15 protein-coding genes and 1 pseudogene are annotated in these 15,665 nt (G+C 42.4%); 14 read left to right on the forward strand and 2 right to left on the reverse strand.

From position 1 onward, the window contains the following. Positions 1-352 precede the first annotated feature (352 nt). The 8 genes and pseudogenes from MKY98_RS08350 to MKY98_RS08385 all read left to right on the forward strand — a co-directional run bounded on the left by MKY98_RS08350 (position 353) and on the right by MKY98_RS08385 (position 6,829). Entirely contained in the window at positions 353-1,768 is a 1,416-nt protein-coding gene (locus MKY98_RS08350; protein ID WP_069012774.1) for a helix-turn-helix transcriptional regulator, read from the forward strand. A gap of 549 nt (positions 1,769-2,317) precedes the next feature. Further along, complete coding sequence (locus MKY98_RS08355; protein ID WP_245231552.1) at positions 2,318-2,917, forward strand: C39 family peptidase; 600 nt, start codon at positions 2,318-2,320, stop codon at positions 2,915-2,917. Positions 2,918-2,942: 25 nt separating this feature from the next. After that, positions 2,943-3,728 carry an LPXTG cell wall anchor domain-containing protein gene (locus tag MKY98_RS08360; protein WP_245231553.1) on the forward strand — a complete coding sequence of 262 codons (786 nt, stop codon included), beginning with the start codon at positions 2,943-2,945 and terminating at the stop codon, positions 3,726-3,728. A gap of 167 nt (positions 3,729-3,895) precedes the next feature. Beyond that, the gene (locus MKY98_RS08365) at positions 3,896-4,099 is read left to right on the forward strand and encodes a hypothetical protein (protein ID WP_165145182.1); all 204 of its coding nucleotides are present in this window, start codon (positions 3,896-3,898) and stop codon (positions 4,097-4,099) included. Between the two features lie 122 nt (positions 4,100-4,221). Further along, a pseudogene (locus tag MKY98_RS08370) lies at positions 4,222-5,376 on the forward strand (WXG100 family type VII secretion target). A gap of 13 nt (positions 5,377-5,389) precedes the next feature. Further along, on the forward strand, positions 5,390-5,641 hold the full coding sequence (locus tag MKY98_RS08375; RefSeq protein WP_029516580.1) for a hypothetical protein: 252 nt from the start codon (positions 5,390-5,392) through the stop codon (positions 5,639-5,641). Between the two features lie 140 nt (positions 5,642-5,781). Continuing rightward, positions 5,782-6,330, forward strand: a complete 549-nt coding sequence (locus tag MKY98_RS08380; protein ID WP_069012772.1) for an RNA 2'-phosphotransferase — start codon at positions 5,782-5,784, stop codon at positions 6,328-6,330. Positions 6,331-6,526: 196 nt separating this feature from the next. Beyond that, positions 6,527-6,829: a YunC family protein gene (locus MKY98_RS08385; protein WP_017425931.1), complete on the forward strand. Its 303-nt coding sequence runs from the start codon at positions 6,527-6,529 to the stop codon at positions 6,827-6,829. A 149-nt stretch (positions 6,830-6,978) separates the two neighbouring features. Here the strand turns inward: MKY98_RS08385 and mtnA are convergent, their stop codons facing one another. Further along, positions 6,979-8,088: an S-methyl-5-thioribose-1-phosphate isomerase gene (mtnA, locus tag MKY98_RS08390; protein ID WP_069012771.1), complete on the reverse strand. Its 1,110-nt coding sequence runs from the start codon at positions 8,086-8,088 to the stop codon at positions 6,979-6,981. Positions 8,089-8,093: 5 nt separating this feature from the next. Then, on the reverse strand, positions 8,094-9,317 hold the full coding sequence (mtnK, locus tag MKY98_RS08395; RefSeq protein ID WP_069012770.1) for an S-methyl-5-thioribose kinase: 1,224 nt from the start codon (positions 9,315-9,317) through the stop codon (positions 8,094-8,096). Between the two features lie 312 nt (positions 9,318-9,629). Between mtnK and MKY98_RS08400 the strand changes: the two genes are divergently transcribed. From MKY98_RS08400 to sufB, 6 genes are all read left to right on the forward strand, one after another. Next, positions 9,630-10,100, forward strand: coding sequence for a Dps family protein (locus tag MKY98_RS08400; protein ID WP_013309551.1), 471 nt, complete (start codon positions 9,630-9,632; stop codon positions 10,098-10,100). Between the two features lie 390 nt (positions 10,101-10,490). Continuing rightward, the gene (gene sufC / locus MKY98_RS08405; RefSeq protein ID WP_069012769.1) at positions 10,491-11,273 is read left to right on the forward strand and encodes a Fe-S cluster assembly ATPase SufC; all 783 of its coding nucleotides are present in this window, start codon (positions 10,491-10,493) and stop codon (positions 11,271-11,273) included. Between the two features lie 23 nt (positions 11,274-11,296). Then, entirely contained in the window at positions 11,297-12,601 is a 1,305-nt protein-coding gene (gene sufD / locus MKY98_RS08410; protein ID WP_025719242.1) for a Fe-S cluster assembly protein SufD, read from the forward strand. Continuing rightward, positions 12,598-13,821: a cysteine desulfurase gene (locus tag MKY98_RS08415; protein ID WP_029516586.1), complete on the forward strand. Its 1,224-nt coding sequence runs from the start codon at positions 12,598-12,600 to the stop codon at positions 13,819-13,821. Before sufD ends, MKY98_RS08415 begins: the two co-directional genes overlap by 4 nt. Next, entirely contained in the window at positions 13,811-14,233 is a 423-nt protein-coding gene (gene sufU / locus MKY98_RS08420) for a Fe-S cluster assembly sulfur transfer protein SufU (protein WP_069012768.1), read from the forward strand. Before MKY98_RS08415 ends, sufU begins: the two co-directional genes overlap by 11 nt. 30 nt (positions 14,234-14,263) lie before the next feature. Next, a complete protein-coding gene (sufB, locus tag MKY98_RS08425; protein ID WP_013309556.1) occupies positions 14,264-15,661 on the forward strand; it encodes a Fe-S cluster assembly protein SufB in 1,398 nt (465 codons plus the stop codon). The last annotated feature ends 4 nt before the right edge of the window (positions 15,662-15,665 follow it).

A 15,665-nucleotide genomic window follows, 5' to 3' on the forward strand; every position in this document is an offset into this window, starting at 1 on the left:
CCTAATATCATTAAGGTTGCTTGTATGCCATACATCCAATCAAGGCTCAATTCATAGATTAAAACACAAGGGAATGCGAACCTGACTATTAATCTGGTACTTTGTATTGGATGAGTTGTGTTCTAATTTTTTAAATAAACTATACATCAACATAAAGACGATATCCTTAATCATGAAATCATACGTAACTATCCCAAAAGGTATCTTGAGTACTATATGAAAGGTATATGATTTTATACCAAAAGATGGTACAATCAAGATCGTTAGAGCATTTTACTACTTGTTTCACAACTACATAATAATTTTTACTATGCATCGTATTGTGAGTCTACATTGAAAGGGTGGTTTATCGATGAAAATTACACCCACGATTAGAGCAGAATTGGAACAATATCTTAAACAAGAAGGCTTAAACCTATCGGAATTTGGACAAATTACAGGGATGAATAGGGGAATAATAAGTAGCATTGTAACAGGTAATAAATCTATGTCTATTAACCAGCTCGATCGTATTACTGAAGCTATGGGCTTACCAGAGGTTCACTTTTATGAATTGTTTATAGAAAATTACATCATTGATCATCCTCCAAATATGAGGCGAATCGAGCCGTTTTTGTATCGCTGTGCGGAGTTGGACAAGTTGGATGCGATCCGTCGAGTAGTGGGAGCCATCATGGACAATCTACTCTATTCACCCAAGCTATTTGAAATAGCGGAAGAATTGTTGTCGCAGGGACGACTAGAAGCGGCATTGATACTTTATGAGGGGGTAGCTGAAGCGGAGAGATATCAACATTCTGAACGCCTGGCAATCTGCCAATATCGTATTTTTAAAATTCAGATTAATGACGATCAAAATCAAAATGTTGGGGCGGCAGCCGTATTTGAAGCTTTTGTCGAAAGACTAGATGAAATAGACCAGCTTGACGCATTGAAGGATTTGGCTAACGTGTACAGATCATTGCGTAAATGGGATAAGGTTGATGAGATGGCGAGGAAAATGAGAGCTAAAGCCGAAATACAATATACACTGAACCATCAACAGAACAGCCGAGAACAGATCGAATCTAGCGACAAGCTAAGTCGTCCCTTGTTTGTGTACATTGCTTATGCAGACTTGCTCTGTGCTAATGCATGTGAAGAGCAGGGTAATTATGAGCAGGCATTACACTATACATATGCCTACTCCAATTTAGATTGGGTTAGAGAGACCGATGAGGATACCCAGCACTGGATTGGTTTGTTTAAACATTGGTCACAAGCTAACATACTTGCATATAGGCTTTTATCTGGTGATGTGAGTGTGCTTCATGAATATCTAAACTTTATTGATGACTCATCAGATACGATTCAAGAAGATAGGGTAACTCAACTACTTAACATAATGACGGCGGCTAACCGTTATGAGCTTGATTTAAACGATATACTTAAACGATTTGAAACAGAGATTGCGTCTTTATCTCAGCGACCATCATCAGATGATATGTATACCCAGCAAGTAATACCGGAATACTCTGCACTTTGTGGATATGAATTGGCTTATTATTATTTAGATCATGGGATGCACAATGATGGCTTTAATCATTTGTTTTGTGCAATGGTAAAAGCGCATATACTAAATAATGAGACATATTTTATAAATTGTATGGGGTTGTTTGTGCGTTTCAAAGCCCATGCGGTATCTGAAACCAAAACAGAGTTTTACAATCTCATTGAAAAGGTGTGGTTAAACAATGTTGAAAAAAGTGGTAATGTTGATCGTTGTTAGTAGCTTTTTGTTCACCTTAGCTGTACCTATTTATCTGGATAGTCATGATGGAGGATTTCAAGTCTTTGCAACACATGGAGGAGCTTAAATACGAATTGATTTGAAAATTCGTTAAAACTGCACCCCTGAAATAGGTTTAATTACGGAACCCAATAGGCCAACGCAGGGGAACCTCAAAAATTCTATTATTAAATAATGTTCTATTCCAAGACCTACAACTAAAGTAGGTCTTCTTTATGATTTGTTCAAACTTTTTTTGTGAACTAATCCATTATTAACCAAGACGAGGATTTGAAGAAGGAGGTGCATTATGAAAAGGGACGACGGTTTACGTCAAAGGATGGGATACCTTCAACGTTGTGCGTAATTAAGGAAGTAGCAGGATACTGTTTTATTAAAATTGTTGATATTTTAACACTTAAAGGAAAATGATTAATATAGTGGTGAATTACTATTTTTGCAATAATATTTAATAAAATGTTATATTATTGTATTTTCTGTATTATTATTGTATTGTATTCCAAATAAGAAAAAAGGAAGTGTCATTACATGAATAAAATAAAAATGACAGCATTTGTGCTTATGGGGGTATTAGCACTTAGTGCTATCGCTCCATTAACATCAGCCCAAGAGATCAATTCAGACAAAATCACACCTAGTTACATAGATTACAAATCTCTTCCTGTGCCTTCGCATAAACAAGAGAAATCTAATTGGTGCTGGGCTGCTACTTCACAGATGGCTATAGAACATTTAGGTGGAAATAAAACTCAATCTCAAATCGTAAAATATATTAAAGGTAGCCTCGTAAATAAGGGAGGCACGGATAAGGAAGTAAAAAGCGCGTTAGCATATGGGGGGTTGAACTCTACAATTGATAAAGAGCCGATACCCTTTGGAACTATTATCTCTCAAATAAAAAGAAATCAACCGCAATTAGCACATATCGTGTGGAAGGACGACTCTGATCTTGGACATATGTATCTAATAAATGGATATTCCGATAATACAAATTTAGGATTTCAAAAAGTATATTACAAAGACCCTGCCGTTGGTGAGAAGATGGATAAAATAGATTACTATGATGGATTTGTTAATAATAGAGATTTTAGTTGGTACAGCACTATAAACGAAATTTATGTTAATTAAAACGAGACTAAGGAGGACTGATAAAATGTATAAAAAAATAATTGGTATTGCGTTTTCTTGTATCTTATTGTTTCCTATAACCGTCTTAGCGGCAAATGAGGTTCCGAAAGAAGTTGAGCAATCTATTGAAAAGGATTTGGGGAATTTCAAAGATGATATTAGAAAGAATACAGGATTTAAAATAACAACTACTAAGGAAGCGGAAAATTTAACTCTTGATGAAGGTTTTAAGGTTTACACTGTTAATTCTAAAGCTGTTAGATCAGGGAATACAGATAGAGCTAATGACATTTTAAAATCTAAAGGGTACTTATTTTCCATAAAAAGTGGACAACAAAATAATGGTATTGTTTTTTCAGAAGATGGGAAAAGAATACGATCAGCTTATAGTGATCTTGAGTTTCCGAGTCAATTCGAAGAAGCAAAGAAATTGATTGGCTACGATGAAAGCAGCAAACTGATATATGATGATCGACTGGCTACGGTTGCTCTAATTTCTGATATAGATGGGAAGGAAGTTGTGGTTCCTCTTAGAGAGAGCGTATACATGGAATTTAAGCCATTGAAAGTATACAATTTACAGGAGTTTGTAGAGTTTCTATCTGCCAATGAGAAGGCTCGGCAAGAAGCTTCTGAAAAAAATGATTCAGATGAACTGATCTCTGGGGGGAGTCCATCTAATCTAAACTCGACTACTTCGCAGCTCATTACAAGCAAAATCAGCACAGAAAAAGTGTCACTATTTTCTATTGCAGGGTTAGCAATTATTGGTGGCATTTTTTTCGTAATTAAAAGAAGAAAAAAGTTATAGATTAATCTTGTATACAATAAACTGTGTAATAGTTTTGATATAATTAGACGGCTTGGCGGGCTGGAATTATCTATTTAAATTCAACTCAGATAATGAAGTGTTGTAGGTGGCTAGATGGATATTCCGTCTAGCCTTTTTGATTTGTGTTGATTTGGAAAGAATCTGGAGTGAGGGATGGGAGCGCCAATCTAGAAGGGAATAATCAGCATACATATGAAAGTGCTGAGCAAAATAATTTTGGTCAGCAAAAAACACAGGCTGATATTGCACATGAGTTAAATATAACAACTCAGCAACTAAGAAACTACAAAAAACTCCTTACGCTTATCCCTGGGTTGCAAGATATGGTTGAAGATCATGGCACGTTTTAAGTCTTTAGACGTAGGTAGAAAGGTTAATCCTTCATATAACAATTAGGAATTAAGTTCATTTTCCATAAATCGGAATAGTGTTACTATGTCATAACGAATTCATGACTAGAGGTAACTAACCTATGACAACTATTAAAGTGACGCCTGAGCAACTTATGACTATCTCCAAGCAGTTTGAGTTAGCACAGCAAACGGCAACTCAAGTGAATAGCAATTTAGTAAAACAAATTTCATCTATGGGACAATTGTGGGAAGGACTGACTAAAGAGCACTTTTACTAGACCTCTCAGAAGAATATGAATGACTTTGTTACCCTGATGGATTCTATTGCTAGGGAGTTACGTCACCATGCAGATAAATTCAGATTAGCAGATCTGATGGAAACAGGTAACATTGATGCAAGTTGTTTACCACCTCCACCGAATTCATGTGCTGTTCCTGCTCCAGATACACGAAATGCATTCCAGAAATCGGTAGATAGCTTAACTGAACTAGGTCAGGATTTTGTAGATGCTAATTCAGTACGTTATGAGAAAAAGTTTGATTCGGTTTGGAGCTTCTTAGATTATATGTCGTATGGTATTCCAAAAGGAATGTATCAAGGGTACATGGAACGAGCAGCTAAACAAAACGATTCGTGGAATGACATGCTCAATTTCAGTACATTTGGAATAACGGGTATGATTCAGGGCGCATTTAATCCTACCAATGCGTGGTCAAAGGAACATTGGGCTAATATGATTGGTACAGCAGGATTGTTTGGAGGAGTCAGCTCAGTTATTAAGCCTAAAATTGGTTTGAAACCATCTATTCAGTATGAGATTCCGAAGAATAATACGAGTTCCAGCTTACGGAATTCAATAGAATCTGAATCTAAAACAGAAGTACAAACAGGTGGGAGAAACGATCTTTCAATTGATGAATATTTTCGTAGAGAAGCTGAAGCAGATGAGATGTATGATCAAATCAGAGCTTCAGATAGTGATGTAAGAGCAATAGCTGAGAATTCTGGAATGAAGGAAAGTAGGATTCAAAGAATCAAAGAACACGTTTTCATAAAAGAACACATAAAATCAAGTGGTTATGGCAGATTTCATTCTGATTACGAAATAGCTCAAGCATGGGATAGATTACAAAAAGGGATACAAACAGAAAAAGATATGGATTTGCTTAACCATGAATTGTTTGAATCTAGATTTGAGGGTATATTTAAAACAGACTATGAGACTGCTCATAACGCTGCGGTAAGGTCGGGTCGTCCATGGGAAATAGAATAGAGGAGATTTTATAATGGGAGCATTTGTTTTACTTTTTAAAGAACATGAAGATGATACAGTAGTTATTTATAAATATGGTCCAAACGAACACACTATGGGGAAAATTCAATTAAACAAGGATACTAAGCTGTTCTCTGAAATTGAACCTTTACCAGATTCGAATCATTCAAACAAATTTTATTTTGATAGGGCTGCACAGCGGATGGCACGTTGCTTCGTTAAAGAAGGTGGTATATTTCCTGACAAGATGACATTTGAATCATAAAGTAGCTTCAGGAATACGAACCGAGCTTGCTCCATTGATAATAAAATGAGAGTAAGCTTTTTTCATTGCAATCTATCTGATTAAAGAGGAAAATTTTTATCCACCCTAGAATTAAGAGACGATTTTAGAAGGAGCATATCATGTTAACGCCAAAACAAGAAGAGAGCCTTAGTAAATTTATGAGTAAGATTCTTAGGCATACACCAGAACAGTTTGGTCTTGAGCTAGACCATGAGGGTTATTGTGACATTCAAGACCTGATTCAAGGAATAAGATCAGAGAATAGATGGTCTGACGTAAGCGAGTCGGATATCAAGCAAGTAGTAAGCCATTGTCCAAAACAAAGATATGAGATTGTTAATGGGTACATAAGAGCTAATTATGGGCACAGTGCAGGCAGATTGGATTATAAGGAGGCCACTCCACCAACCATTCTCTATCACGGTACAAACACAAAGGTAATCCATAACATTTTTACTGAAGGAATTAAGCCAATGGGCAGAAAGTATGTACATCTGTCTGAAGCCCTTGAGTTTGCAATTCTGGCAGGTAAAAGACGTGGGGAACTGGTGATCCTTGAAGTAGATACAGAAAAGGCATTGGCTAATCAAGTGAAGTTTTATAAAGCCAACCACGGTGTTTGGCTTGCCGACCTTGTGCCGCCACAGTACTTAAAAAAGTTTGAATAAAGCGTAACCCAGACCGTTAACGATGATCACCGAGACTAGATGAGAAAAAATTCGTCTGGTCTTTTTGATATCGTCTATTTTGCTGTACATACATTCCCCTCCTAATATTTTGAATGTATCCACGAGTGTCCACACTTACCCGCAAATGCCGCATAAAATATCCCGGATGAACAAAGAGGAGGTGCATGAAATCACCATGATACACATGGAACCTATTCAAGTGGGTGAGCATACATTTATCGGAGTCGAGGTCAAACTGCCTAAAACAACGCTGTTAACGATTTCTAACTCCCGTGGCTACATCATGTGTGGTGCGCTGGATGTTGGATTGCTCAATGAACGGCTGGCGGATCGGAAAATTCTTGCCGCACGAGCTGTGGGGGTAAAAACACTAAAGGAACTGTTGGAAGCGCCGATGGAGTCAGTGACGACAGAAGCCGAGCAACTTGGAATTAAACCAGGGATGCCAGGCTATGAAGCACTATTGAAACTGGTGTAGTGAAGCCTATGTGCATATGTTGCATAAAAGTAGAGGAACAAGAACCGAAAAAAACCGGACTTTTTGGCTCCGGTTTTTTTCTATGAAAAGTTACACTCTATCGAGCAGACTATTCGGCTTTATACGAACGGTATGATCTGCAAGAACGATTAATCGGCAAACAAAGCGGGGAGGTTGTCGCTAAAGGGTGCTTGGACAATTCCTTTTTCGGTAATGATGGCGGTAATGTACTCATGAGGTGTAACGTCGAAAGCCGGGTTGTAGACTTTGATGCCCTGCGGGGCAGTCCTTTTACCAAAGCTTTCGGTAACTTCCTCCGCAGAACGCTCCTCAATCGGAATATCTGCGCCTGTTGCGGTCTGCAAATCAATGGTAGATAGTGGCGAAGCGACATAAAAAGGAATGCCATGCGCCTTCGCTAACACGGCTAGGCTATAGGTGCCGATTTTGTTGGCGACATCGCCATTAGCAGCGACTCTATCTGTGCCGACAATAACAGCCTGTACCCATCCTTTGGACATCACCATGCCCGCCATATTGTCACAGAGCAGGGTGACATCAATGCCTGCCTGCTGAAGCTCGAAAGCGGTCAGGCGCGCTCCCTGCAGCACGGGGCGAGTTTCGTTGGCAAATACTTTGAGTTGGATGCCGTTCTCCTGCGCAAGGTACATCGGCGCGAGCGCTGTTCCGTATTTGGCTGTCGCCAATCCGCCTGCATTGCAGTGAGTGAGTACGCCCATCCCGTCCTCGAACAGAGGTAAAGCATGGATGCCGATCTGGCGGCATACTTCCTCATCCTCTGCCTGAATGGCTATGGCTTCACGCTCCAGCCCGGCATTCCAGTCTTCGACCTGACTTCCGCTAGCTTCAACGATGAGTTCCCCGGCTCGCTTCTTCATGCGATCCAACGCCCAGAACAGATTTACGGCAGTTGGCCGTGAAGTAGCCAAATGTCCGCACACGTCGTGTACATGCTGCAGCCACCCAGCAGCGTCGGTGTCGTCGTAGGCGGTAGCTCCTAGCACAACGCCGTAGGCCGCAGCCATCCCGATGGCGGGCGCACCGCGTACCTTCATGGCGTGTATGCCATCCCATACTTCCTCGACCGTGAATAAATCTAGCATGACAATCGTTTCGGGTAGCAGACGCTGATCCAACATGGACAAGTGGTTGCCTTTCCACACCAGCGAAGATAGAGCCTGACTGGACACTGCAGCTTTCCCAGAGGTCACGGGCGCCGCTTCTTTCTGTTCACTCATATTCATTAAGCTCCTTTAGTTTGGGCAGCTGTTGCTGTCCGAACAATGTCTCCCAGTTCCCGAATCGAATGAAGCCCGCGATTGCGAAGAACCAAGGATTTACCGATAGATAACGCCAGACGTTCCGCAGCTTCCTTGAGGTCAGGATCGGCTATTGTCTCGATATCTGCCACATGCGACAGGCTGATGATACGGCGGATCACTTTGCACCCTGCAAAACCAATCGTATCTTGTAGTACTTTCTGAAGATACAAGTCCTGATACCCCGCTGTACGTGCCATATGATCGGTGACATGCTCGTCCCACAGTTTGCGGAACCTACGCTCAAACTGCTCCCATACCTGAATGGCAGTCTCCAGAACCCAGTCGCGCCTTTCTTTTAGAGCCTTCTCACCAGAGGTCCATCCGGGCTGTGCAGCGTAGTTCAACAGCAGATTGGCGATCACCGCTCCGATATCAAAGCCCATGGGTCCGTAGTAGGCAAATTCAGGATCAATGACTTTAGTTGATTCGGTCGTTACAAAAATGCTACCAGTATGAAGGTCACCGTGCAGAAGCGCTTCGGTTCGTGTCAAAAACTTTTCTCGCAGCAAAGCCACTTCCAGATGAAGCGCTTGATCTGTACGGAGTGCCTCTGCTTCGTCTTCGATGTACGCACCATAGTTGTTATTATCTGAGAACCGATACGGTTCATCCAGAATCAGATCCTCAGTTATTTTGCAGAGATCCGGGTTGATAAAACGTTTGACTAGGTCTTTTTTATCCTGCTGATTCATGCCCAAATCTGAGGTGAAGAAGAGCGTGCGTGCCAGAAACTCCCCAATATGATTAGCGAAATATGGATATGTGTTTCCTTCTATTAGTCCCTTGCGCATGATGGTGTGGGAGCTAAGATCCTCCATTACGGTCAATGCAAGCTCATCGTCATACGCCAGTATCGCAGGAACCAATTCGGGGCAAATGTGGTGCTCCTGCTGAAGTGCCTCGCGTTCAATACGGGCACGATCCAGTGAGAGCGGCCAGGATTCACCCACAATTTTTACATAAGGAAGTGCCTGCTTGGCAATGATACTCTTGTTAGATTCAGAATCCGTAATATGAAAAACCAGATTTAGGTTACCATCACCGATTTCCCGGCATTCCAGACGAGCTTCCTGACTAAAAAATCCGGGGATGTTCTTCACGAATTCGATTGCTTCTTCAGTCGTTAAAGGATGATATTGGGACAACGAAGTCACCTCCATAAATTGTGCACATGTAAATAGTCTGGAAATATCACAATATTAAACCAAGTATTTTGATATGATAGATAAAGTATAACGAAAATCATTGAAGTTTTGTACATTTTTTTTATGGAGGATCGAAAGAGGGAGAAAGGAGAACTCTTCTTTTTGTTTCGTTTCCGTATAGAGAGGGTAAGTATGAAACAGACGTCCGGCAGGTGATTAGGATGCCCGCTGGCGTCTTACCGTCAGCAATGACGGTGATGGATACGTAAACGTTCCTGAAAATCAATTTGATGAAAAAGGAAGGGATTTATGATGGCTAAAACAACAAGTAACTCGAAAAATACGCAAACCAAATCGGTGGAGGAACTTTTAAACCGTCAAGTCGCTAACCTCAATGTGTTATATGTAAAAATTCATAACTATCACTGGTATGTGAAAGGCTCCAGTTTCTACACACTCCATGTTAAATTTGAAGAGTTATACAATGAAGTGACATTGAAAATGGATGAGATCGCCGAGCGTTTGCTCGCGTTGAAAGGTTCACCTTCCGCAACATTGAAGGAGTACCTGGAGCTGTCGTCGATTCAGGAAGCAACCGGCAACGAAGATGCTCCCAAGATGGTACAAACCTTGATCGAGGATTTTGCAACGGTATGCGAGGAGTTTCAGGAAGGTATTGAACTGGCGGAAAGCAATTCCGACCAACCAACTGCAGATTTGCTGATCGGCTATAAAGCGGATCTGGAGAAACATATGTGGATGCTTCGCTCTTATTTGGGCTAATTGTAGTGATGGGATTACGCTTTGAAATAAACTTTTTACATGTAAAACGCTACTGACGTCATGCTGTCAGTAGCGTTTTTATGGCTGAAAAGAGATCATGCATCTCATGTTTTTTGTACAAATTTATAATTATATAAACATTTGCAGGATGTATTTTGCCATTTGTGTGCTTGGTAGGGTGAACATTTTATGAAGAAAGTTGGATAACGTGTGTCTGTTGGTTGCACCCTTCAAGATATTTATTATAAAATAACTTGAGAATCATTGAGAATCAGTTTAGAATGATTATAAATAAATTTTTAAATATTACTTGAAATCAGGGGGCTCCCCTGTTTAAATATACTTTCTGATTTCGACACCACACTACATTTTTTGGAGGGTATTGCGAATATGGCTACAAACTTTAAGATTGAAGGTCTCAAAGCGACCATTGAAGGCAAGGAAATTTTGAAAGGTATTAACCTCGAAATGAAGGGCGGAGAAATCCATGCCATCATGGGTCCTAACGGTACGGGTAAAAGTACACTTGCGTCTGCTTTGATGGGTCATCCAAAATATGAAGTCACAGATGGTAAAGTAACTTTGGATGGAGAAGACGTGCTGGATATGGAAGTGGATGAGCGTGCACGTGCAGGATTGTTCTTGGCGATGCAGTACCCGAGTGAAATTGCAGGGGTAACGAACTCCGACTTTTTGCGTAGTGCGATCAACGCGCGCCGTGAAGAAGGACAAGAAATCTCCTTGATTAAGTTTATCCGTCAAATGGAAAGCAAAATGAAAGAGCTTGAAATGAACCCTGAGTTTGCTCACCGTTACCTGAACGAAGGCTTCTCTGGTGGTGAGAAAAAACGGAATGAAATTTTGCAAATGATGATGATTGATCCGAAAATCGTCATTCTTGATGAAATCGACTCCGGTCTGGATATCGATGCTTTGAGAATCGTGGCTAGCGGTGTCAATGCTATGCGTTCCGAAGAGCGTGGTTTCCTCGTGATTACTCACTACCAACGTCTGTTAAACTACGTTAAACCAGATTATGTACATGTAATGATGCAAGGACGTATCGTTAAATCCGGTGGTCCTGAGCTTGCTGAGCGTCTGGAAGCGGACGGTTATGACTGGATCAAGGAAGAGCTGGGTATCGTTGATGAAACTGTAGGACAAGAGGCGTAAGCCGGAAGCGAGGAGGAAAACTGATGACAACACAAACAATCCTTCCGGTAGATTCCGAGCAACTGCGTGTTCTGTCCGAACGTAACGGCGAGCCATCTTGGCTGGCTGAAGACAGACAAAAAGCACTTGAGCTTGCAGGCAAACTGGAGCTTCCGGTATTTGAAAAAACAAAAATCGAACGTTGGAAATTAAACGATTACGGTCAACATAAACAGAGCGAGGTCATTGCATCGGTAGGGCAGGTTCCTGCAGCCATTGCTGATCTGGTTAAAGAGCAACAGGAGGGCGGTCTGATTATTCAGCGCAACTCCGGCGCGGTATACGTGAAGCTGAGCGAGGAATTGGCGGCGCAAGGCGTCATTTTCACGGATTTACAAACAGCGGTTAAAGAGCATGCTGATTTGGTTAAAGCTCATCTGAACACAGTGATTAAGGCAGAAGAAAATTCATTATCTGCATTGCACGCAGCACTCTGGAACGGTGGAGTATTTGCTTATGTGCCTAAAAATGTAGAACTGAACGTTCCGCTTCAAGCTGTATTCCTGACAGACGATGCGACTGCAACGTTTGCGCCGCATGTGCTGCTTATTGTCGAAAGTCATAGTTCCGTGACGTACGTAGACAACTATGTATCTGCGGATTTGGCGGCACCTGTTCTTCATAACGGTGCGGTAGAAGTTGTTGCAAATGCTGGGGCTAAAGTTCGCTATGCGACAGTCCATCAGTTTGGAGAGCAAGTAACGGATATTTCAATTCGTCGTGCCACGTTGGGAAATGACGCAGCTATCGAATGGATTGTGGGCGAAATGAACAACGGCAATACAGCAAGCAATACCATGTCCGTGCTCAAAGGCAATGGCTCCAATTCGGATGCCAAGATCATTGCTGTAGGTTCCGGCTCACAAAAGCTGAACTATACGACACAAGCACAGCATTTCGGCAAAAATTCCGCTAGTCAGATGATAACGCGCGCAGTGATGCGTGAAGAAGCGTCTTCCATCATTAACGGAATTACAAAAATTGAAAAAGGTGCTACCAAAGCAGATGGTCAGCAAACAGAACGTGTTCTGATGCTCAGCCCGAAAGCGCGTGGTGACGCTAACCCAATCCTGCTGATTGATGAAGATGATGTAACAGCAGGTCACGCAGCATCGGTTGGTCAGGTTAACCGTGAACAAGTGTATTACTTGATGTCCCGCGGAATTAGCCGGGCAGAAGCTGAGCGTCTGATTATTTATGGCTTCTTGGCACCTGTCGTATCTGAGATTCCGCTCGAAGGACTTCAACATCAGCTGCAAAGCCTTGTTGAAAGGAAGTTAGGCCAATGAATACTGCATTGATCCGTGAACAATTCCCGATTTTACATCAGGAGATTAACGGTCATCCGCTGGTTTATTTGGATAATGCGGCTACTTCGCAAAAACCGCTGGCGGTCATCGAGGCGATCAAGCACTACTACGAATATGATAACTCAAATGTTCACCGTGGTGTGCATACCTTGGGTAGCCGGGCGACGGATGCTTATGAAGGTGCGAGGGAGAAGGTAGCTCGCTTTCTGAATGCCAAGCGCAGTCAGGAAATTATTTTTACACGCGGAACAACAACGGCGCTGAATCTGGTGGCTTCTTCTTATGGTAGAGCTAACTGTAAGGAGGGTGATGAAATTGTCATCACACAAATGGAGCATCACAGTAATCTGATCCCGTGGCAACAGGTAGCCAAAGCCACAGGCGCAACTTTAAAATATATTCCACTTCAAGAGGATGGTAGCGTTGATCTTGCTGATGTGGAGAATACTATTACAGAAAACACCAAAATTGTAGCGATTGCGCATGTCTCCAATGTGCTTGGTGTTGTGAACCCTGTCAAAGAGATTGCAGCTATTGCGCATCGCAAAGGCGCAGTTATCGTTATAGACGGTGCACAAAGCACACCACATATGAAAGTAGACGTGCAAGACATCGATGCTGACTTTTATGCCTTTTCGGGTCACAAAATGTGTGCGCCTACTGGGATCGGGGCACTGTACGGCAAGAAGGCGCTGCTGGAAAATATGGAGCCCATTGAGTTCGGCGGGGAAATGATCGACGATGTGGGATTGTATGAATCCACATGGAAGGAGCTGCCTTGGAAATTCGAAGGTGGAACTCCGATTATCGCTGGAGCTGTTGGTTTGGGAGCTGCTATTGATTTTCTGGAAAGCATCGGAATGGACGCCATTGCACAGCATGAGAGCCGTTTGTCCAACTATGCCCTCAAACGTCTCCGTGAAGTGGAGGGGTTGACGATATACGGACCGGCAGAACGTCATGTTGGGCTCGTAACATTCAACCTGGATGATGTGCATCCGCATGATGTAGCTACTGTACTGGATAGCAAAGGGGTGGCTGTACGTGCGGGACATCATTGCTGCCAGCCATTGATGCGCTGGCTGAAAGCCAGTGCAACTGCACGTGCCAGCTTTTATCTCTATAACACGGAAGAAGAAGTCGACGCTCTGGTCAGCGCCTTAATCCAAACAAAGGAGTATTTTGGCGATGCAACTTGATGACTTGTACCGACGCGTGATTATGGATCATTATAAAAATCCGCGCAATCGCGGACGTTTTGAGGATGATGCCGTTACGGTGGATTTGAATAATCCTACGTGTGGTGACCGGATTTCCCTTCAACTCAAAACGAAAGACGGCGTGGTCGAAGATGCCCGTTTTACTGGTGAAGGCTGCTCGATTAGTATGTCCTCAGCTTCGATGATGACAGAAGCAGTCAAAGGAAAAACGATTGATCAGGCATTGGATATGGCGAGCCGCTTCTCTTCTTTAATGAAGGGAGAAACCGTTGAATTTGATGATTATGAAGAATTGGAAGCTTTGTCAGGCGTAAATAAGTTCCCGGCCCGCATCAAATGTGCGACATTGGCTTGGAACGCGCTGCGCAAAGGGATTGATGAAGATAAATAATTTAAATAGAACAGAGGAGGTTTGAGAAACATGGCCAAGAAAGCACCGGAAATGGAAGAGTATAAATACGGCTTTCGTGACGAGCACAAGTCCATTTTCCAAACAGGTAAGGGTCTCACTCCGGAAATCGTAAAGGAAATCTCCAAAATTAAGGATGAGCCAGAATGGATGCTGGAGTTCCGTCTGAAGGCACTGAAGCAGTTTGAAAAAATGCCAATGCCAAACTGGGGCGGAGATATGGATGAACTGGATTTCAACGATATCCAGTACTATGTAAGACCTTCCGAGAAACAAGGGAAGACGTGGGAAGAGGTTCCTACGGAAATTAAAGAAACCTTTGATAAACTGGGTATTCCTGAGGCGGAGCAAAAGTTTTTGGCTGGTGTATCCGCACAGTATGAATCCGAGGTTGTCTACCACAGTATGCAAAAGGAACTGGAAGATCAGGGCGTTATTTTCATGGATACCGATACGGCGTTGCGTGAGCATCCTGAGATTCTGAAAGAGTATTTTGCAACAGTTGTACCTCCTGCGGACAATAAGTTTGCAGCACTGAACAGTGCGGTATGGTCAGGCGGGAGCTTCATCTATGTACCAAAAGGTGTGAAATGTGAAGTTCCATTGCAGGCTTACTTCCGTATCAACTCGGAAAACATGGGTCAATTTGAGCGTACGCTCATTATTGCTGACGAAGACAGCTTTGTGCATTATGTAGAAGGCTGTACGGCTCCGATTTACAGCACGAACTCGCTGCATAGTGCCGTGGTCGAAATTATTTGTAAGAAGAACGCACGCGTTCGTTATACAACGATCCAGAACTGGGCACCAAACATCTATAACCTGGTAACCAAACGTGCGGTTGCAGAAGAAAACGCAACGATGGAATGGGTCGATGGTAACATCGGTTCCAAGTTGACGATGAAGTATCCAGCCGTTGTATTGAAAGGCCGTGGAGCGAAAGGGATGGTCTTGTCCATCGCTGTTGCAGGCAAAGGCCAGCATCAGGATGCAGGTGCGAAAATGATCCACTTAGCACCAGACACCACGTCCACCATTGTATCCAAGTCGATCAGTAAGCACGGCGGTAAAGTAACGTATCGCGGATTAGCTTCATTCGGTCGTCAGGCTCAAGGTGCAAAATCCAATATCAAGTGTGATACGTTGATTTTGGATAATCAATCAACCTCAGATACTATTCCTTATAATGAAATCATGAATGATGACATCACGCTTGAGCACGAAGCAACGGTGTCCAAGGTATCGGAAGATCAGCTGTTCTATCTGATGAGCCGCGGTTTGACCGAAGCTGAGGCAACGCAAATGATCGTTATGGGCTTTATTGAGCCATTCACAAAAGAACTGCCGATGGAATATGCGGTTGAGATGAATCGTTTGATCAAGTTCGAAATGGAAGGTAGTATTGGTTAACGGA

The sequence above is a fragment of the Paenibacillus sp. FSL M8-0228 genome, from assembly GCF_038007385.1.
GTDB lineage: Bacteria > Bacillota > Bacilli > Paenibacillales > Paenibacillaceae > Paenibacillus > Paenibacillus polymyxa_D.